The sequence below is a fragment of the Gillisia sp. Hel_I_86 genome (assembly GCF_007827275.1).
Lineage (GTDB): Bacteria > Bacteroidota > Bacteroidia > Flavobacteriales > Flavobacteriaceae > Gillisia.
This window is the reverse complement of record NZ_VISE01000001.1, coordinates 545,335-564,804: the sequence shown is the minus strand read 5'-3', so window position 1 is coordinate 564,804 and position 19,470 is coordinate 545,335. Positions and strand designations below refer to the sequence as shown.

The 19,470-nt window shown below is 36.6% G+C and carries 18 protein-coding genes; 13 read left to right on the top strand and 5 right to left on the bottom strand.

Annotation, left to right across the window (positions count from 1 at the left end):
* Positions 1–9: 9 nt before the first annotated feature.
* From JM83_RS02425 to JM83_RS02375, 11 genes are all read left to right on the top strand, one after another.
* Positions 10–1,011, top strand: coding sequence for a glycosyltransferase family 2 protein (locus JM83_RS02425; RefSeq protein ID WP_144959035.1), 1,002 nt, complete (start codon positions 10–12; stop codon positions 1,009–1,011).
* Positions 1,004–2,017: a hypothetical protein gene (locus tag JM83_RS02420; RefSeq protein WP_144959033.1), complete on the top strand. Its 1,014-nt coding sequence runs from the start codon at positions 1,004–1,006 to the stop codon at positions 2,015–2,017. The genes JM83_RS02425 and JM83_RS02420 overlap by 8 nt, the downstream gene beginning before the upstream one ends.
* The gene (locus JM83_RS02415; RefSeq protein WP_144959031.1) at positions 2,014–2,838 is read left to right on the top strand and encodes a class I SAM-dependent methyltransferase; all 825 of its coding nucleotides are present in this window, start codon (positions 2,014–2,016) and stop codon (positions 2,836–2,838) included. Before JM83_RS02420 ends, JM83_RS02415 begins: the two co-directional genes overlap by 4 nt.
* A complete protein-coding gene (locus JM83_RS02410; protein ID WP_144959029.1) occupies positions 2,826–3,650 on the top strand; it encodes a class I SAM-dependent methyltransferase in 825 nt (274 codons plus the stop codon). The genes JM83_RS02415 and JM83_RS02410 overlap by 13 nt, the downstream gene beginning before the upstream one ends.
* Positions 3,650–4,897: a glycosyltransferase family 4 protein gene (locus JM83_RS02405; RefSeq protein WP_144959027.1), complete on the top strand. Its 1,248-nt coding sequence runs from the start codon at positions 3,650–3,652 to the stop codon at positions 4,895–4,897. The genes JM83_RS02410 and JM83_RS02405 overlap by 1 nt, the downstream gene beginning before the upstream one ends.
* Before the next feature lie 97 nt (positions 4,898–4,994).
* Complete coding sequence (locus tag JM83_RS19750; RefSeq protein WP_144959025.1) at positions 4,995–5,339, top strand: four helix bundle protein; 345 nt, start codon at positions 4,995–4,997, stop codon at positions 5,337–5,339.
* An 85-nt stretch (positions 5,340–5,424) separates the two neighbouring features.
* Positions 5,425–6,504 (top strand): glycosyltransferase, encoded by a 1,080-nt coding sequence (locus JM83_RS02395; protein ID WP_144959023.1) that lies wholly within the window; start codon positions 5,425–5,427, stop codon positions 6,502–6,504.
* Positions 6,505–6,506: 2 nt separating this feature from the next.
* Positions 6,507–7,871 carry an O-antigen ligase family protein gene (locus JM83_RS02390; protein WP_144959021.1) on the top strand — a complete coding sequence of 455 codons (1,365 nt, stop codon included), beginning with the start codon at positions 6,507–6,509 and terminating at the stop codon, positions 7,869–7,871.
* On the top strand, positions 7,828–8,841 hold the full coding sequence (locus JM83_RS02385) for a glycosyltransferase family 4 protein (RefSeq protein ID WP_144959019.1): 1,014 nt from the start codon (positions 7,828–7,830) through the stop codon (positions 8,839–8,841). The genes JM83_RS02390 and JM83_RS02385 overlap by 44 nt, the downstream gene beginning before the upstream one ends.
* Entirely contained in the window at positions 8,841–9,854 is a 1,014-nt protein-coding gene (locus tag JM83_RS02380; protein WP_144959017.1) for a glycosyltransferase family 4 protein, read from the top strand. Before JM83_RS02385 ends, JM83_RS02380 begins: the two co-directional genes overlap by 1 nt.
* Before the next feature lie 53 nt (positions 9,855–9,907).
* On the top strand, positions 9,908–11,305 hold the full coding sequence (locus tag JM83_RS02375; protein ID WP_144959015.1) for a sugar transferase: 1,398 nt from the start codon (positions 9,908–9,910) through the stop codon (positions 11,303–11,305).
* 118 nt (positions 11,306–11,423) lie between these two features.
* On the opposite strand, the gene lnt is transcribed toward JM83_RS02375, so the two are convergent.
* Complete coding sequence (lnt, locus tag JM83_RS02370) at positions 11,424–13,010, bottom strand: apolipoprotein N-acyltransferase (protein ID WP_144959013.1); 1,587 nt, start codon at positions 13,008–13,010, stop codon at positions 11,424–11,426.
* A 350-nt stretch (positions 13,011–13,360) separates the two neighbouring features.
* Here lnt and JM83_RS02365 point away from each other — a divergent pair, with 350 nt between their 5' ends.
* Entirely contained in the window at positions 13,361–14,140 is a 780-nt protein-coding gene (locus JM83_RS02365) for a CDP-alcohol phosphatidyltransferase family protein (RefSeq protein ID WP_144959011.1), read from the top strand.
* Position 14,141: 1 nt separating this feature from the next.
* On the opposite strand, the gene lptB is transcribed toward JM83_RS02365, so the two are convergent.
* Genes lptB through JM83_RS02345 form a run of 4 tightly spaced genes read right to left on the bottom strand, consistent with a single transcriptional unit; the run spans position 14,142 to position 17,103 of the window.
* Complete coding sequence (gene lptB / locus JM83_RS02360) at positions 14,142–14,882, bottom strand: LPS export ABC transporter ATP-binding protein (RefSeq protein WP_144959009.1); 741 nt, start codon at positions 14,880–14,882, stop codon at positions 14,142–14,144.
* Positions 14,883–14,928: 46 nt separating this feature from the next.
* Entirely contained in the window at positions 14,929–15,285 is a 357-nt protein-coding gene (locus JM83_RS02355; RefSeq protein ID WP_144959007.1) for a carboxymuconolactone decarboxylase family protein, read from the bottom strand.
* Positions 15,286–15,289: 4 nt separating this feature from the next.
* Positions 15,290–16,138, bottom strand: a complete 849-nt coding sequence (gene tatC / locus JM83_RS02350; protein ID WP_144959005.1) for a twin-arginine translocase subunit TatC — start codon at positions 16,136–16,138, stop codon at positions 15,290–15,292.
* Complete coding sequence (locus JM83_RS02345) at positions 16,138–17,103, bottom strand: SIS domain-containing protein (protein ID WP_144959003.1); 966 nt, start codon at positions 17,101–17,103, stop codon at positions 16,138–16,140. The genes tatC and JM83_RS02345 overlap by 1 nt, the downstream gene beginning before the upstream one ends.
* Before the next feature lie 83 nt (positions 17,104–17,186).
* Between JM83_RS02345 and JM83_RS02340 the strand changes: the two genes are divergently transcribed.
* Positions 17,187–19,382 (top strand): RecQ family ATP-dependent DNA helicase, encoded by a 2,196-nt coding sequence (locus tag JM83_RS02340; RefSeq protein WP_144959001.1) that lies wholly within the window; start codon positions 17,187–17,189, stop codon positions 19,380–19,382.
* Positions 19,383–19,470 lie beyond the last annotated feature (88 nt).

Sequence of the window (19,470 nt, the reverse complement as noted above, 5' to 3'; positions counted from 1 at the left end):
ATTTTTATTATGAGATTCAGCCTTATTATTTGCACCTATTGTCGCGCCCATTCTTTATACAGATTACTGGAATCTATAAAAAAACAAACATTGTATCCAGATGAAATCCTCATCGTAGATGGGTCTCCCGATTCTCAAACGGAACAGATGCTGAATGATCATGTATACGCCAGCCTTCGATATTACAAAGTAGATAAATATCACCGGGGGCTTACAAAACAAAGGAATTTAGGGGTTAAAAAATCTCATCAGGATTCCGAAATTTTGTGTTTTCTGGATGACGATATCGTTTTAAAACCAGATTACTTTAAGCATTTAGTTTCAACATTTTCGATTCATCCTGGTGCGGTGGGAGTGGGTGGGGCAATTATAAATGCCAGAGTCTGGAAAAAAAGCATTCCGGGATCTCCTAAAATGTTTAAGGCCTATTATTATAAAGAATGGGAACGGAAATTGGGAAGTAGAAATGTGCTGAGAAAGAGATTGGGATTGTTAAGTGATAGACCTCCCGGTATAATGCCAGTTTTTTCTAATGGATTTTCAATTGGATATTATCCACCCTTGGGGGAGATCCATCAGGTTGAATTTTTTATGGGTGGAGTTTCGGCTTACAGGAAGGAGTTATTTAGTCAAATCAATTTCTCTGAATATTTTCAAGGATATGGTTTATATGAAGATATGGACTTTTGTCTTCGTGCATCCAAAATAGGATTACTTTATTTAAATACTGCTGCACAGGTGTACCATCTTCATGAAGCAGGTGGCCGGCCAAATCATTTTAAATATGGTCAAATGGTTATAAGGAACGGTTTTTATGTCTGGAGGGTTAAGTATCCCAAACCTACAATCCTTGCCAGATTTCAGTGGCATTCGATCGCACTTTTGTTAACTTTGGTTCGTTTGGGAAATGTGGTAACTACCAGCCAAAAAAAAGAAGCTTTAACCGAAAGCCTGGGCAGAATAGCCGGGTGGTGGAGTCTTTTTTTTAAAGAACCAGGAACAAATGATTAAAAAATCCTTCATAATTCTTGCTGTATTTGCCACATTGGGTGTAACTACCCTTTTTATAAGTAATTTAAGGTATAGTTTTTATCCAATTCCTGGAAGTGGCTGGTCTATAGGTTTTAAAAATATTAAAAATCCTTTAGAAGAGTTCGAACCTTCAACAATACAAATTTTAAGCCCAGACTGGTTAAATAGCCGGACGCCACAAAATACAAGATTTTTAGCCGATCCTTTTGTGATTATGGAAAACCAGGAATATTATATATTTTTTGAACATCAGGCTGAGGGAAATGCTAATATAGGATTATTGAAATCCCAGAATGGTCAAGAATTTGAATATTTAGGCGAAGTGCTTGATGAAGATTTTCACCTTTCTTTTCCGCAGGTTTTTAAGTACAATGGAGCATTTTATATGTTGCCGGAAACGAAACAGGCAGGTCATGTTTTATTATACAAAGCTGAAAATTTCCCCAATAATTGGAAGCTTTACGATACTTTAATCAAAAATGTGGCCCTTCAAGATCCTGCAATTTTAATTTCCGATTCTTTATACCTTATTAGCGGCCGTTCTGAAAATCTTACCCAATATGTTTATACATCTGCATCTTTAAATGGAAAGTGGAAAAAAGACAAACGATTTACGCTACGGAAAGGCGATGAAACACGTGCGGCCGGAAATTTTTTTAACATTGAAGGGCGGTGGTATATTCCATTTCAAAAAAACAATAATGGCTATGGGAGCGGTGTATCATTATACGAATTAAATATTACGGGAAGGAATATAAAATTTAAAAGAATAATAAAATCATATTTGACAAAATCTGATAAAATAAAATTGTTTAACAAAGGAATGCACCATTTTTCTATTACTAAATTAGATAAAGATTACTTTAGTGTTTTTGATGGGGATATGAAAGATCATTCAAAACCTAGGACACCAAACTGGAAAGCTTCCCTTAAATACAATTTTTATGATTTTATGGATTTATTAAATGGAAAAAATTCAGAATGAAATTTGACAGAGAATCCATCAATCTAAAACAAAAGGAATTTTACGATTCTAAGAAAAAAAATCCTGCCACCCGTCTATGGTCTTATTTTCGCAATGGTTTATTAAATAACCTTAAAAAGGATATAGGGGTTGAAAAAGATATTTATAACTTACATAAAACATGGTTTGGGGACCTTTCGGGAAAAAAAGTTCTTGATTTAGGGTGTTATGAAGGAAATTCACTGAGTATATACTTGGCACAGCATTCAAATGAATATATTGGGATTGATCTAAGCTCAAAAGGTATAGACAATCTGAGCCGGCGACTCGAAAATATTTCAGGTGCCCGGGCAGAGGTAATGGACTTCTTTTCAAAAGATTTTGAAGAAAAGGATTTCCACCTTATCTATGCTTATGGAGTACTGCATCATTTTAAAGATGTGGATGAACTTATTGTTAAACTAAAGGAAAAACTTCAGCTTGACGGAGAAATCATAAGTCACGACCCCCTGCAAACAAGCTTGTCAATTAAATTAATTAGAAGCCTTTACCGTCCTTTTCAAAGTGACAAGGCCTGGGAATGGCCTTTTTCCAGAAAGACCTATTATAAGTTTGAAAATGCTTTCGAAATTAAAGAACGCCGAGCGGTTTTAGGGAATGCAAAATGGAGCGCATTAACTGGGCTCCTACCTCTTTCTGATGAAAAAAACCTTAAAAAAGCCAAAGACTGGCACCGGGAAGATTGGGAAAAATCTGCGATATCTGATAAGCATATGTTTAGGTGTATGCAGTTAAGCCTATTTATGAAAAGAAAAAAATCTAATCTTTTATGGAAAGAATAAGGTGTAAACTTTGTGGAAACAAGACAGAAATAATTAATTATTCACACAGTTTGCTGAGATGTTTGAATTGCAAATTGATTTTTTCTTCTCAGCATTTCAGCCAGGCACAGCTCGAAGCAATTTATAATGAACTATATAACGCTGATGATCCTATTTATAAAAGGCGGAGCATTTTTGAGTATAATTTATTAAAAAATGGAAAACCCACTATTTCTTATAATAGAAAATTACTATTAGCTAAATGGTTGAAGCCAACTTCGCAAATTCTTGAGATTGGTGCAGGTATAGGCACTTTAGGAATGTATATTCAAAAAAAATTTAAGAACCATAATTATACTGGTTTGGAATTGGATAAAACTACCGCAAGTAAAGCGAGGGATTTAGGGATTAATGTTTTAGAAGGTGATTTTTCATCCATAAAAAACTTTAAAAAAAAATATGATCTAATCCTTATGTGGGAAGTATTAGAACATATTCAGGATTTAAAATTGTGCCTTAAACTTATTTATGAACGTTTATCAAGTGGGGGAGTTTTATTGTTCTCAGTTCCAAATTACAAGAAAAAAGACAACTATAATTCTAATTCAGAAGTTTTACACCAGGTTGGTCCGCCAGTTCATTTAAATTTCTTCACCATTGAATCTCTGCATAAAATTATAGAGAATGCAGGATTTGAGGTAATAAAGTTGAGAAAGAAAAGAATTCCCTATTTAAGTAGAAATAAAAGTTTTTTTAAAATGATTCCAGTGGTTATATCCTTAAAATTTGAGGGTCCAACTATTTTTGGTGTAGTTCGTAAACCTTTGAAGTAATGAGACTTGCCGTATTCACTCACGTAATTCATCAGGAATTGGAAGAAAGGTATTATGCCTATATTCCTTATGTGCGCGAGATGAATATTTGGGTGCGGCAAGTGGAGGAAGTGGAAGTTGTGGCTCCCTCCTGGTTAGCAATCAGGGCGAGGGATGGAAAGCCCCCCAACCCCCGAAGACGAAGTGGTTTCGGAGCGTCCTATATCCATTCTCATCTTATTTTTACTAAAATCCCAAGTTTTCACCTGATGAACTTCAATGCAACTGTTGAAGCCATTTTTATTATTCCCCTGATCTTTTTCAGGATGCTGGGTGCGATGCGAAGAGCAGATCATATACATCTTCGATGTCCTGGGAACGTTGGGTTAATAGCCTGTTTTGCCCAAATATTTTTCCCACAAACCCCCAAAACAGCAAAATATGCCGGGAACTGGGATTCAAACTCGAAACAACCCAGAAGCTATAAGCTCCAGAAATGGATCCTTTCAAATACTTACCTTACCCGGAATATGACGGTGCTTGTTTATGGCAAATGGGCCAAGCAGACGAAAAATATCCTTCCGTTTTTTACGGCCTCATTTTCTGAAAAGGAAAGAGAAATTAAAAATAAAGAATTTACTACCCCTTATAAATTTTTATTTGTCGGGAACCTTGTTATTGGAAAACGCCCTGACATAGCAATAAAAGTTGTAGAAACTTTGAATAAAAGAAATATACAAGCTGAATTACATTTTTATGGAGATGGAGAACTGATGGCTTCATTACAAGACCAGTCAAATAATAAAACTTACATTCATCTGCATGGTAATGAATCCTTAGAAGTTTTAAAGCAGGCTTACAAAGATTCTCATTTTTTAATCCTTCCCTCAAAAAGTGAAGGCTGGCCAAAAGCGGTTGCAGAAGCAATGTTTTTTGGGTGTATCCCAATTGCAACGACGGTGAGTTGTATTCCATGGATGCTTGGGGAAGGGAGTCGGGGGGTTTTAATATCTGGTAGTATAAGAGAGGGTAGAGGTAAGAGGGCTGTGGATAGTGTAGGAGTTGAAAGTTGGGAGAGGAACCTGTCCAAACCGATAGGAGCGGGAGAGGCGAGCCAAGAGGTATTAGACGGTATAGTGGAGAAGATAATTGAACTTATTCAGATTCCAGAGGAAATGAAGAGGATGTCATTGGAGGCGCAGGAATGGAGTCAGGAGTATACGTTGGAAAGGTTTGAAGAGGAAATAAAAAAAGTTCTGAACGTTTAGAGTTTAACGTTCAGTGATCAGGGGTAAAAGAGTGTTTAATTTTATCAATACGTAAATGGGAAAGATGGAAAAGTTTGAAAATTTGTAGGTTTGACAATTGGTAAGAGAAATTTGTCAGGATCTTGAGAAGCTTTTCAACAACCCAGCATTAAGAAAGCGATATGCACTCCAGAACCAAATGGATAGGAGTTCCGGTTCAATAATGGATAATATTGCTGACGGTCTTGGGAGAGGAAAGAATTTGGAATTTCGTAATTTTCTGGGGTTTGCACGTAGTTCCTGCGCCGTATTAAGGTCGCAACTTTCTCGTACTTTAGATAAGGAACTAATTACTCCAGAACAATTCAAAGATCTGGATCAAAAATGTGATAAAATAAAAGCGTTTCATGTTCAGGGTTCAGTGTTTAAATGTTCAAGATATTGTCTAAAAGATCACTGTTGATTTTTAAATAGGAGCGACGCTAAACGCTGAACATTTAAACACTAAACGTCAAACGGAAAAAAAACACCAAACCAAGAAAGAAGTTATGCGTGTACTTCAACTAATAGATAGTTTACGCCCCGGCGGAGCAGAACGAATGGCTGTTAATCTTGCCAATGCCCTCGTCCCGCATGTGTCAGGTTCTTTTGTTTGTTGTACGCGTATGGAAGGGGATTTAATACAAGCTTTAGGACCTTCTGTAAAATATCTTTTGCTGGAAAAGAAAAACAGTCTGGATATTAGAGCTTTAAAAAAACTGAAACGGTATATTAAAAATAACAATATAGATATAGTTCACGCCCATGGGACATCCTATTTTTTAGCAGGATTATTGAAAATTACCGGAACAAATATAAAAATTGTGTGGCATGAACATTACGGGGGCCGTAGTTTAAAAAAAGTATTTAATTTCCCAATTCTATATACATTTTCTTATTTATTTAATGGAATTATTACTGTGAATCCTGATCTTTTATTGTGGGCAGAAAAATATCTTAAGGGGAAGAACAAAATCCATATCCCGAATTTTGTTCCTAATCAGCCCCTTTTGAGACCTCAGGAAAGCCTGATTATTAAAGATGATTATATTGTTTGCCTGGCCAATCTTAAAGTTCCTAAAAACCATCTAAATTTGCTCAAATCTTTTCTTCGTGTCGTAAAAGAATATCCAGGCATTAAATTATATTTAATTGGTAAGGATAATAATGATGATTATAAAAAAGAATTAGAAATTTTTATAAATACTCATAACATAGGCAATAACATTATTTTTAAGGGAGAGATTATGAATAACTTTGCCTTATTGAAAAATGCCAAAATTGGCGTTCTTTCCTCAGATTCGGAAGGTTTACCAATGGCCTTGCTGGAATATGGTAATGCCGGAATTCCGATTGTCTGTACTGATGTTGGGCTATGTGGTGATCTTGTCAAAGGATATGGCAAGGTAGTTCCTGTCCGGGATGATGAGGCTTTAGCTAAAGGGATACTATTTTATTTAAAAAATCCTGATCTTGGTAGCATAGATGGAAACTTATTCCAGAATCTTATCGAAATAAGTTATTCTGAAAAAAAAAATATTCCTGAATTTCTTAAATTATATAATAAATTAAATTTGCATAAAGGTTAACCATGGCCCGTACTCAAATAAACCCTAACGTACAGTATGTTCAGTTATTGCTGCTTCATATAGGGATTGCTTTGGCAATATACCTTTATCGACCGCTATCCTCTTTTATCCTGCTTTCTGTTTTAATTTACTTTCTATTCAAAATCATTCAAAATGAAAACCGGAACAATGAAGCATTATTGGCAGCTGCCTATATTTCCGGAGCAGAGGTATTCTTCCGGCAAACGGATGGAATGATATTTTATGAAACAGGAAAATATACGGTAATTGTTTTCCTTTTGATCGGGATGTTTTTTAAAGGAACTTCTTCCAAGACAGTACCCTTCTGGACTTATTTATTAATACTTATTCCAGGGATCGTAATTGGAGCATTGTCCATGAATTATAATGCACCTGTCCGGAATCAGATAGCTTTCAATTTAAGCGGGCCTGTAAGCTTGGGCGTTTCAGCATTATATTGTTATTACAAAAAGATCCGGAAAGAGGATTTTCAAATGGTAATAAACATGTTATTGCTGCCCATAATTGCCCAGATGCTTTATCTTTTTCTATATACGCCCACTTTACAAGAAGGAATTATAAGTATGTCTGGAAATTATGCTGCTACAGGTGGTTATGGGCCTAACCAGATTTCTACCGTTTTGGGTCTTGGGGCATTTCTATTGGTAACAAGATTGTTTACTGTACAACACCGGTTCCTAAATTTGATAGATTTACTCCTTTTAAGTCTTATGGGTTACAGGGCGGTGATCACCTTTTCCAGGGGTGGTGTTTTAACTGCTCTAATTAGCATTGTCGCTTTTATTTTCATTTTTTATTATAAACAAAAGGTCAGTGAAAGAAGTCAAAGTCAGTTAAAGTTAATTCTGCTACTTGTTTCTATTTTTGTTATCTGGAGCTATTCCTCTATTAAAACATTCGGTTTGATAGAAAATCGCTACGCAAATCAAAATGCGCAGGGAGAATTAAAACAAGATATTACAACCGGTAGAGTTGAACTAGTGGGGACAGAACTACTTGCATTTTATAACCATCCTTTTATGGGCATAGGGGTAGGCAAGGGAAAAGAGTACCGGGAGCAAACACTTGGATATGGAATTGCTTCTCATAATGAATTAAGCCGCTTATTGTCTGAGCACGGTTTGTTGGGTTTATTTGCTTTACTTATTCTTATATTTGTTCCGGTCCTATTTTGGTTTAAGTTTAAAAACAATTATTATTTTTTAGCTTTTATGGCCTTTTGGTTTTTAACAATCAACCATTCTGCCATGAGAATTGCCTTGCCGGCCTTTGTTTATGGGTTGGCTTTATTATATATCGTTGATGAGAAAAAACCTCCTGTACATAGGAAACGACTTAGCTATTAATAGCTTTACCGCTACCTACATTTCCTTTTTTAGCAAAGTGCTAAAAAAGGAAGGGTATACGGTGAGGACTGCTTCCAATAAGAACAATAAGGCTTTGCGTTTAGTGGAAATGCTTGGGATGATAGTTAAATACCATAAATCCACAGATATAGTGCTTATTGATACATATGGAGCGCTAAATTTTTATTATGCCTATCTGGTTGCAAAAGCGTGCCAATTTTATAAATTGGATTATATCCCGATTCTTCATGGAGGTAATTTACCTACAAGGTTAGAAGAATCCAAAGACTTAAGTAATGCGCTTTTTGGAAAAGCAAAAATGAATGTGGCTCCTTCCCAATTTCTTTACAGAATTTTTAATAGCGCTGGTTTTAAAAATTTACAAATAATACCAAATGCAATAGAACTCAATAAATTTCCATTTAAAGAGCGTAAAAGTTTTGCGCCCAAGTTGCTTTGGGTACGGCGCTTTCAAGGAAGGTATAACCCAATGATGGCTATAAAGGTTTTGGAGCAACTTAAAAAGGATTATCCTTTAGCAGAACTTTGCATGGTGGGTCCCGAAAAAGATGGTTCCCTTAAAAAATGTAAAGATTATGCTGAAAAGCATGGCTTAAAAGTGATATTTACCGGGAAGCTCAAGAAAAAAGAATGGGCAAAGGTTTCTGAAGAATATGATATATTTTTGAATTCCACCAACATAGATAACACTCCCATAAGCGTGATTGAGGCAATGGCACTGGGATTGGCTATAGTATCTACAGATGTTGGAGGGATGAAAGACCTAATAGATCATCAAGAAAATGGGGTGTTAGTACCATGGAAGGATGAACAATCTATGGTTTTAGCTGTAAAATCATTATTAGAGAATCAGGATCTTACGGCCCAAATGACTTTGAATGCCCGAGCAAAAGTTTCGCATTTCGACTGGGAGAAGGTCAAGAATGATTGGAACGAACTGCTAAGTTAATGGCACAATCTATTTTATATTTAGGTAATAAACTTTCAGACCCCAAAGCCAATCCAACTTCACATCAATCACTCGTAAAGGGGCTTGAATCTGAAGGGTTTCATGTTTATTCTGCTTCCGGGTTAAAAAATAAATATCTGCGACTGGCAGATATGATCTTTACATTTCTTAAAAACTCCAATAAATTTAAAATTGTTTTGATCGATGTGTATAGTACACAGAATTTTTGGTATGCTATTATCATAGCCAGATTGGCAAGATTTTTCAATAAAAAATATATCCCGATTCTGCACGGGGGAGATCTTAAGAATCGATTTGAAAATTCAACATTTGCCACAAAAAAATTATTAGGGAATGCGTATCATATAGTTTCTCCTTCCCGTTATTTTAAAAATGAAGTGATCAACCTGGGTTATCATAAAGTCGATCATATCCCAAACCCGATTTTAATTAAGGATTACGCCTTTAAAGAGCGTAATCAATTTCAACCAAAAATGTTATGGGTGCGGGCTTTTAATGAAATCTATAATCCTCTTATGGCCATAAAAGCCTTGGAACTGATTTTGAATACATATCCTTCTGCAGAGCTATGCATGGTTGGACCAGACAAAGATGGTAGTTTAGGACAGTGCGTGAAATATGCCAAAAGCAAAGACCTTCCGGTAAGCTTCACGGGAAAGCTCAAAAAAAAGGATTGGACGCTTCTCGCTTCAAATTTTGATATATTTTTAAATACGTCCAATATAGATAATAGCCCTTTAAGTGTTATAGAATCAATGGCTCTTGGATTGCCGGTAATTACTACCAATGTTGGGGGGATGCCTTTTTTAATTGATCATATAAAAGATGGAATCCTTATAAATAAGCAAGCTCCAGAAGAAATTTCGAGTTGGGTGGACTGGATAGTTCAAAACCCAGATCCTACCAAGGAAATTACTACAAGAGCACGAGAAAAAGTGCTAAATTTCGATTGGGATAAGATTAAAGAGAATTGGAAGGAAATACTAGTCTGAAAATTTTTATATTTAAAACGATTTCAACCCGAACCTAAGCTCCCCTATAGAATATGGCTCAGAAACCTTTAGTCCATTTTGATATTTCAGAACGCAAAGTCCTGTTGCGGATAATGGATATCTTCTGGGTACTTTTTACATTAACGTTGGTAAGTGTTATTTTTGAATTTGATTATTTTAGGATCTCTCCAGATCACTGGGCATGGACTTTAGTGTTGATAGTTTATTTGGTGATCTTTTCTAGTATCTTTGAATTGTACGATCTTCAAAAAGCAAGTAAGTTTGAAATAGTTTTAAAGAACGTGATCCTAACGGTTTCTGCGACAGTTCTTTTTTTTATGCTCACACCCTATTTTACACCAAGTTTACCAGCAAATAGGTTACAAATCTTGTTTTTCTTCCTCTCTCTGATTGCTGCTTTGTTAATTTGGAGGTTTGCGTATATCACACTTATCTCCTCGCCAAGGTTTTACAAAAAAGCATTATTGATAGGGGATATAGCTGAATTAAACTTAATGGTAGAGGCGCTGCAGAAATCAGATCCTAATTATGTGATCATTGGTTATATTAATACTGGGGAAAATTCAGAACAATTTATCAATCCTGAATTACAGAAATTTGAAGCATCGCAGTTAAAATCTATAATTGAAGTTGAAAACATCAATGAGATTGTGGTGGCCAGTTCCAGCACTCGTTCAAAAGATGTTACCGCGTCTTTATTGAAGGACCTTAATAGTCTATTGATTCAAGGCTTTCCAATTAAAGATTATACCCAAGTATATGAAAACTTAACCTATAGGGTGCCCGTTCAGCATATCGGGAAGGATTTTTATAAGTTTTTTCTTTTTAGCCGGAGCAACCATAATAAATTTTATCTCTTTTTTCTTCGTGTTTTCGACATTTTTATGGCCATGATAGGGCTGTTGGTATGTTTTGTTTTAATTCCTTTTATTTTTGTGGTCAACCTTGTGGCCAATAAAGGGAGTTTATTTTATTCTCAGGAAAGGGTTGGCAAAAATGCCAAGAAATTCAAGATCAATAAATTCAGGACAATGCTGAAGGATGCCGAAATTAATGGCCCGCAGTGGTCAGAGAAGGGAGATCATAGAATAACTTCCTTTGGCTTGTTCCTAAGAAGGAGCAGGTTGGATGAATTCCCTCAATTTTTTAATATCCTAAAAGGAGAAATGAGTATTATTGGACCAAGGCCGGAAAGACCTGTATTTGTTAAAGAGCTATCTAAGAAGCTCCCGTTTTATAAAACCAGGCATATTGTAAAACCGGGCTTAACAGGATGGGCACAGGTAAAAGCCAATTATGGATCCAGTTATACGGATAGCCTGGAAAAGTTGCAGTACGATCTTTATTATATTAAACACAGAGGACTATTTCTGGATCTTAACATTCTCTTGAAGACCTTTAGTACTATTCTTTTCTTTAGGGGGCAGTAACTCCCCACCTAAATCCTCCCCAAAGGGGAGGACTTCAAAAACGCCATATTTTAGCAAATATCTTTTTCCCCTTCCCTTTGGGAAGGGCTAGGGATGGGATGAAGGACCAGGGCGGGGATTACCTACGCCGCTTATATTTTACTATTGAAAATAGAAACAGGAAAAGTGCAAGAAATTGGGATATTCTTGCAATATAGTCCCCATGCTTCACATAAAAAGTTTGCTTGTTGTTTACAGTGATTTCACTTTTTATAGATCCCTGTTTTGCATAACCCAAACTTTTTGTTACCTGTCCGGTTTCATCTATAAACGCTGAAATGCCCGTGTTGGCACTTCTCACTACAGATTTTCTTGTTTCCACCGCTCGTAAGCCGGCGTAGCTTAAGTGTTGCTTGTGTCCTTGCGAATTTCCCCACCACGCATCATTGGTAATGATGGTAAGAAAATCTGCGCCGTTCTTTACATAACCTGTTACGTACTCCCCATACACAGATTCATAACAAATAATTGGGGCGGTAGCTTGTGCATTATTCAGTTTAAAAATTTCCCGATCTTCTTGCGTGGTTTTCATGGCAACCGTACCACCCAGATCGATCATGATATTGCCAAGGATAGGTTTTAGAATATTTTGATAAGGAAAATTTTCTACGCCTACTACCAATTTCGATTTGTGATATAATTCTGGTTCGCTTTCAGAATTTAAAAAGAAAGCCGAGTTGTAATCGTTATACCAATCCCTTGGGCCAATAAAGTTACTTTGTTTGCCCACTTTTTCGGGATCTTGGAACCTTTCGAACATAGAGATCCCACTTAATAAATTTAAATTTGGGTGCTTCCTTATGAGCTCATTTCCAAAATAAACAGCCTCGGAACCTTGAAATTGTGATAAAGCTGTCCCATCTGCGAAAACTGTTTCCGGAGCAATCAATAGCTTGGTTTTTTCGGTAACCAAGGAATCACTCAGCTTTAGCAATAATTCTCCAATTCTAGTATCGGTGGTATTATATTTTTCGGTGTACGGATTTATATTTGGCTGAAGGATAACAGCTTCAATTTTCTGGGTTCCTTCAGTATAATTGGCTAAAAGTAAATAGGATATTGCAATAGGGAGAAAAATCATCAAGCTGATTTTAATGGTACTTCGAATCAAAATTTCCTTTTTTCGGTGTTCCTTATAAAGTAAAAAGAATTTAAAAACAGCAATGTTCACCAGCCATACCCATAAGGTTCCACCAAAAGTCCCTGTGTACTCATACCACTGAACCCAGTTTATATAGCTGGAAAATCCATTTCCTAGATTTAACCATGGCCAAGAAAAGTCCCAGTTTAAATGCAATTTTTCGAACACGATCCACAAAGAGATTAGAAAGGCAGAAGAGGCTTTGAAATTGGTTCTTTTGGCAACTATATGGTAGAGTAAAAATACAAAAGCCATTAAAAGGGAATTCACCAAAATGGCAAAAGCTCCTCCGAATGGTGTCGAAAAATATAGCCAATAAGTAGTTATAAGGTTCCAGAGTACGAAGGAAATATAGCTATAGCCAAAAACCTTTAATTTTAAAAACGGTACGCTGGATGTTCTTAGTTGGTATTCAATATATAATAGGGGTACAAAACCAAAAAACAGCAATAGCGGAAAGCCATAGGTGGGCCAAGCAAATGCAAGCAATAAACCGGAAAGGATCGCGAAAAAGAGGTTTTTCATAAAAATTCAATTCTGTTCAAAAATAGCAAAGACTTTTATATTGCAAGAGGGAATAACGAAAATCTTGGTTAATTTGAATTTCTGTTGACAATGATTTGAATATTTATTTATTATTGCATAAATTTTTGGATTCTTTTGATTGCAAATAATTACTTTTGTTTGTCCGTAAAGTATCCTAAACGGAAAAAGGACGTCATTCTGTCCCGACCGTTCGGGAGTTTCAGAATCTCATTTCAATGGGAATCAATACGATATGAGACCCTGAAATAAATTCAGGGTGACAAAGAACTTTTAGGACATAAAACGGATATACATATAATTACATTAGAAGCCTGAAACAATAAACCCACATGAGTTTAAAAAAACACATTCCTAATATAATTACAGGCTTAAATATGTTATGCGGTTCGATAGCCGCAATATTTGCAGTTCAGGGCAACCTTATAATGGCCGCATTATTTGTTGGATTAGGGATCTTTTTTGACTTTTTTGATGGTTTAGCTGCCAGAGCCTTAAATGTGAAAAGTGAAGTGGGGTTGCAGCTGGATTCTTTAGCCGATATGATTACAAGCGGATTGGTCCCAGGAATTGTAATGTACCAGTTGTTTTTAAGGGCCCTTCCGGGGATTTCAGATCCAACGGCAGATAGTTGGAGTGCCGATGCCGCCAGTACTTGGTTGGAATGGGACATTCCATTTTTGGCAATTTTTGGTTTGTTAATTGTAGTAGCTTCTGGATATAGGTTGGCGAAATTCAACATAGACGATCGTCAGACAGATTCCTTTATTGGGCTTCCTACACCTGCAAATGCATTGCTTATTTTGAGCTTACCTTTAATTTTGGTATACCAGCCCCATCCCATTGCAGTTTCATTGATCCTTAATGAATGGTTTTTGGTGGGATTAACACTTTTTAGCTGCTATATCCTAAATGCAGAAGTGCCGTTGTTTGCCTTGAAATTTTCAGATTGGTCCTTCAAACAGAATAAACTGAGATATTCGTTTATCGCCTTTTGTTTAGTGATGATCGTTATTTTTCAATTTATAGCTATTCCATTGATCATTGCTAGTTATATATTACTTTCTATTATTTCAAATAAAAGTAGTCCTAGGCAAGGGGAACTTGCATAACCTAATCGAAGATCTTCTTTTTTCTTAACTCGAAATTTTGACCGAGATATACTTTTCTAACCATTTCATCTTCAGCCAATTCCTCTGGCATACCATGCTTAAGGATGTTGCCTTCGAACATGAGGTAGGTTCTATCTGTAATAGCCAGGGTTTCCTGAACGTTGTGATCTGTAATTAGGATTCCGATATTCTTGTTCTTTAGTTGCGCTACAATTCGTTGGATATCTTCTACTGCAACTGGATCTACTCCGGCGAATGGTTCGTCCAAAAGGATGAACTTTGGATCGGTTGCCAAGGCACGGGCAATTTCGGTACGTCTACGTTCACCCCCACTCAATAGATCCCCTCTGCTTTTTCTAATATGTCCAAGTCCAAACTCTTCAATCAAAGATTCCATTTTTAGATGTCGTTCTTTTTTTGATAATTTGGTGAGTTCCAGCACGCTCATAATGTTATCCTCGATGCTCAGCTTCCTAAAAACAGAAGCCTCTTGCGCTAAATATCCAATACCATATTGGGCCCGTTTGTACATTGGAAATTTGGTGATGTTCTCATTATCCAAATAAATAGTTCCCCCATTTGGTTTTATCAAACCTACGATCATATAGAAAGAAGTGGTTTTTCCAGCCCCGTTTGGACCCAGTAACCCCACAATTTCGCCTTGATTTACTTCCACGGTAATTCCTTTCACAACCTGCCGGCCTTTGTATGATTTTACTAAATTCTCGGCTTTTAACTTCATAGATTTATTTATTGATTATGGGGTGAGGTAAAGACAGTTGAAAACACTAAAGATTTTCTGTACTGGTTTCCAGCTCATCCCAATATTCATAGGCTCTTCTTAAATGTGGAATAACAATGGTACCGCCAACTAAAGTCGCGATGCTTAATGCTTCCACAACCTCCTCTTTTTTCAATCCGTTCTTATAGGAAGTCTCTAAATGGTATTTCACACAGTCGTCACATCTTAACACTGTAGATGCCACTAACCCTAAGAGTTCTTTTGTCTTAACATCCAATGCTCCTGCAGCAAAAGCATTGGTGTCCAGATTAAAAATCCGTTTTATGATCTTATTGTTATCTCCCAAGATCTTATCATTCATACGCTCTCTGTATGAATTGAATTCCTCAACTTTATTCGCCATTTTATTATTTTCTAGCTAATTTATTTTTATGCTCTCTTTCTTCCTTCTGAAGCCTTTTGTATACAATTTTGGAGATGAAAATACTTATTTCATATAAAACCAAAACAGGAATTGCTACAATTATCTGACTTACAATGTCTGGTGGGGTTATAATTGCTGAAAGCACTAAAACTCCAATCAAAGCATATTTCCTGTATTTTCTTAAAAAGTCGGGGGTAATTACACCCACCTTGGTGAGAAAGAAAATCACGATTGGCAGCTCAAATATTAAGCCACTTGCAATAACTGAAGCTCTTACAAGGCTAATATAACTGCTAAGGTCGAATTCATTTAAAACTACTTCGCTTACTTGATATTTTCCTAAAAAGTTGATTGATAAAGGGGTAATTACATAGTATCCAAAAAGCACCCCTAGAAAAAACAGTACCGAGGAAATAAAAATAAAGCCACGTGCATTCTTACGTTCATTATCCTTCATTGCCGGAGCCACGAATTTCCAAAACTCATAGATGACGTATGGAAAAGCAATTACAAATCCTGCCGTTATTGCAACCCAAATATGTGCCGAGAACTGACCTCCCATGGTTCTGCTTTGAATTGAGAAAGGCATTTCGTTGTTGCAAAATCCCCCATCAACACCTACCATGGTAGAGATTCTACATAAAATATCATAGGTCCAAAAATCGGCATTACTGGGTCCAAAAAGAAGCACATCAAATATAAAGCCCTTGGCTAAAAACGCAACTGTAGCAGCTATTAAAACTGCCAAGGTAGAGCGTATTAAATGCCATCTTAGATCTTCTAAATGGTCGAGGAAAGACATTTCCTCTTCTGGTGAACCCACGTTTCCCATTATATAATTCCTTCTCGTATTAAATTGTGAATATGCACGATTCCAGCATATTTACCATCTTCAACTGCAATAAGTTGAGAAATTTTATTCTTTTCCAAAACATCCAAGGCTTCAACTGCCATCGTATCCTGAGCTACTGTTTTAGGGTTTTTGCTCATAATGTCTGCGGCCGTAAGGTGCAGGAAAGTATCATTATTCCTTAGCATCCGTCGGATATCCCCGTCTGTAATAATTCCTATAATTTTTTCATCTTCAATCACTGCGGTTACTCCAAGCATTTTTTCGGAAATTTCAATGATCACATCCCTAACATTGGTTTGGGGTGAAACTTGTGGCAGCATATTTTGAGCTGTAATATCGCTAACGCGCAAATATAGTTTTTTACCCAAGGCGCCCCCAGGATGGTACTTTGCAAAATCTTTACTGGAAAACCCTCTTAAATTCAACAAACAAACAGCTAAAGCATCTCCCAAAACCAATTGGGCTGTTGTGCTGGTGGTTGGGGCCAAATTATTTGGACAAGCCTCCATTTCTACATAGGCATTCAAAACAAAGTCAGCTTGCACTCCTAAAAAAGAATCCTTATTTCCTGTAATCGCGATAAGTTTGTTATGGAAATTTTTAATAAGGGGCACCAATACCTTGATCTCTGGAGTATTTCCACTTTTTGAGATGCATATCACCACATCGTCTGTTAAAATGGTTCCAAGATCTCCATGGATAGCATCTGCAGCATGCATGAAGACTGCGGGAGTACCTGTAGAATTAAGGGTAGCAACGATTTTATTTGCAATAATCGCACTTTTGCCAATTCCAGTAATAATTACCCTACCTTTAGAGTTGTAGATGCATTCAACGGCATTGGAAAAATCTTTGTCAATGAGATTTTCAAGGTTTGCAATCGCTTTTGCTTCAATGGAAATAGTGTCTTTGGCAACAGAAAGGATTTTTTCTTCTAGTTTCAAATTTGTAGAATTATGAATTGTGAATCCTAAAGAAATATGTATCTTTATTAATGCAAATGTAAATAAAATTGTAACACGATTTAATGAGCTCTACCGAAATCGATTTACACCAACAACTAAAAAAGTACTTTGGGTTCAGTCAATTCAAAGGTCTACAAGAACAAGTAATAAAAAGTATCGTGAACAAACACAATACTTTTGTTATTATGCCCACTGGTGGCGGGAAATCCCTTTGTTATCAACTCCCTGCTTTAATCGAAGAAGGAACTGCAATAGTGGTCTCTCCCTTAATCGCTTTAATGAAAAATCAGGTGGATGCGATCCGCGGGATTTCTTCAGAACACGGGATAGCGCATGTGTTAAATTCGTCTTTAAATAAGTCTGAGATCAAGCAGGTGAAGGAAGATATCACCAACGGTATTACCAAACTGCTCTATGTTGCGCCAGAATCCCTTACAAAAGAAGAAAATGTTGAATTCTTAAGAGGGGTGAAAATCTCTTTTATGGCGGTAGACGAAGCTCATTGTATTAGTGAGTGGGGTCATGATTTTAGACCAGAATATCGAAATTTAAGACATATAATAAAACGAATTGGGGATAATATTCCAATCATTGGGCTTACAGCCACTGCTACGCCAAAGGTGCAAGAGGATATCCTCAAGAATCTTGGGATTACAGATGCCAAGACTTTTAAAGCAAGTTTTAACCGTCCCAATTTATATTACGAAATAAGGCCAAAAACAAAGAATGTAGATTCAGATATTATTCGTTTTGTTAAGCAAAATGAAGGGAAATCTGGGATCATCTATTGTTTAAGTAGAAAGCGGGTAGAGGAATTGGCGCAAGCGCTTCAGGTAAACGGGATTAAAGCGGTTCCTTATCATGCCGGTTTAGATGCAAAAACACGCATTAAACACCAAGACATGTTCATTATGGAAGATATAGATGTCGTGGTGGCAACTATTGCTTTTGGAATGGGAATAGATAAGCCAGATGTGAGATTTGTGATTCATAATGATATCCCGAAGAGCTTGGAGAGTTATTACCAGGAAACTGGTCGTGCCGGAAGGGATGGGGGAGAAGGTCATTGTTTGGCATATTATGCCTATAAGGATATTGAGAAACTGGAAAAATTCATGAGTGGTAAGCCTGTTGCAGAACAGGAAATTGGGCATGCATTGCTCCAAGAAGTGGTTGGATATGCCGAAACTTCTATCTCTCGTCGTAAATTTCTACTCCATTACTTTGGGGAACATTTCGATGAAAAAACAGGAGAGGGAGCTTCCATGGATGATAACGTTCAAAACCCTAAAAAGAAACACGAAGCCAAAGATGAGGTTGTGCTTTTGCTGAAAACAGTAAAGGAAACCAATCAAATATATAAAGCAAAAGAGGTTGTAAAAACTTTAATTGGGAAAGCCAATGCCTTGATCCTTTCTCATAAGACAGATGAACATCCGCTTTTCGGAAAAGGAGAAGGTAAAGGTGCGCAATACTGGACAGCACTTGTGCGCCAAGTCTTGGTGGCGGGAATGCTGAAAAAAGACATTGAAACCTATGGTGTGGTAAGGATAACCGAGAAAGGGAACGATTTTATTAAAAATCCAAGCTCGTTTATGATGACAGAAGATCATATTTATGACTTGTCACAAGCTGATTCCAACACTCCAAAAGCAGGCAGTGCCGATGCCGATGTGCAATTGGTGAAAATACTAAAAGAGCTTCGTAAAAGTGTAGCTAAAAAACAGAATGTACCGCCATTTGTGGTGTTTCAAGATCCTTCTATTCAGGATATGGCTTTAAAATATCCAGTAACAATCGAAGAACTTGGTAATATTCATGGAGTTGGGGAGGGAAAGGCCAAGAAATTCGGGAAGGAATTCGTTGAGGTCATTAGCAATTATGTAGAGGAAAATGATATTATAAGACCCGATGATTTTGTAGTGAAATCCACAGGTGCAAATAGCGGACTCAAATTGTACATCATTCAGAATGTAGATAGAAAACTTCCCTTGACCGATATTGCTTCTGCAAAAGGGATGGAGATGAATGAGTTTATAAAGGAAATGGAAGCTATTGTATATAGCGGAACCAAGCTCAACATAGATTACTGGTTGAACGATATTTTGGATGAAGAGCAGCAAGAAGAAATCCATGATTATTTTCTAGAAGCTGAATCTGATAAAATTGAAGAAGCCATAGAAGAGTTTGATGGCGAATATGAAGATGAGGAACTACGTCTTTATCGAATTAAATTCATCAGTGAAGTAGCTAATTAATTCAGAATTCAAAATTCAAAACCTTGAACCCGCAACCCAAAACCCTTCACTCTTCACCCTTCTTCAAATTTATTCTTAAAATCTCCCC

Excerpts from the sequence above, each read along its gene's own strand:
- JM83_RS02425 (WP_144959035.1), top strand. The coding sequence starts at position 10 with ATGAGATTCAGCCTTATTATTTGCACCTATTGTCGCGCCCATTCTTTA.
- JM83_RS02420 (WP_144959033.1), top strand. The coding sequence starts at position 1,004 with ATGATTAAAAAATCCTTCATAATTCTTGCTGTATTTGCCACATTGGGT.
- JM83_RS02415 (WP_144959031.1), top strand. The coding sequence starts at position 2,014 with ATGAAATTTGACAGAGAATCCATCAATCTAAAACAAAAGGAATTTTAC.
- JM83_RS02410 (WP_144959029.1), top strand. The coding sequence starts at position 2,826 with ATGGAAAGAATAAGGTGTAAACTTTGTGGAAACAAGACAGAAATAATT.
- JM83_RS02405 (WP_144959027.1), top strand. The coding sequence starts at position 3,650 with ATGAGACTTGCCGTATTCACTCACGTAATTCATCAGGAATTGGAAGAA.
- JM83_RS02395 (WP_144959023.1), top strand. The coding sequence starts at position 5,425 with ATGCGTGTACTTCAACTAATAGATAGTTTACGCCCCGGCGGAGCAGAA.
- JM83_RS02390 (WP_144959021.1), top strand. The coding sequence starts at position 6,507 with ATGGCCCGTACTCAAATAAACCCTAACGTACAGTATGTTCAGTTATTG.
- JM83_RS02385 (WP_144959019.1), top strand. The coding sequence starts at position 7,828 with ATGAGAAAAAACCTCCTGTACATAGGAAACGACTTAGCTATTAATAGC.
- JM83_RS02380 (WP_144959017.1), top strand. The coding sequence starts at position 8,841 with ATGGCACAATCTATTTTATATTTAGGTAATAAACTTTCAGACCCCAAA.
- JM83_RS02375 (WP_144959015.1), top strand. The coding sequence starts at position 9,908 with ATGGCTCAGAAACCTTTAGTCCATTTTGATATTTCAGAACGCAAAGTC.
- lnt (WP_144959013.1), bottom strand. The coding sequence starts at position 13,010 with ATGAAAAACCTCTTTTTCGCGATCCTTTCCGGTTTATTGCTTGCATTT.
- JM83_RS02365 (WP_144959011.1), top strand. The coding sequence starts at position 13,361 with ATGAGTTTAAAAAAACACATTCCTAATATAATTACAGGCTTAAATATG.
- lptB (WP_144959009.1), bottom strand. The coding sequence starts at position 14,882 with ATGAAGTTAAAAGCCGAGAATTTAGTAAAATCATACAAAGGCCGGCAG.
- JM83_RS02355 (WP_144959007.1), bottom strand. The coding sequence starts at position 15,285 with ATGGCGAATAAAGTTGAGGAATTCAATTCATACAGAGAGCGTATGAAT.
- tatC (WP_144959005.1), bottom strand. The coding sequence starts at position 16,138 with ATGGGAAACGTGGGTTCACCAGAAGAGGAAATGTCTTTCCTCGACCAT.
- JM83_RS02340 (WP_144959001.1), top strand. The coding sequence starts at position 17,187 with ATGAGCTCTACCGAAATCGATTTACACCAACAACTAAAAAAGTACTTT.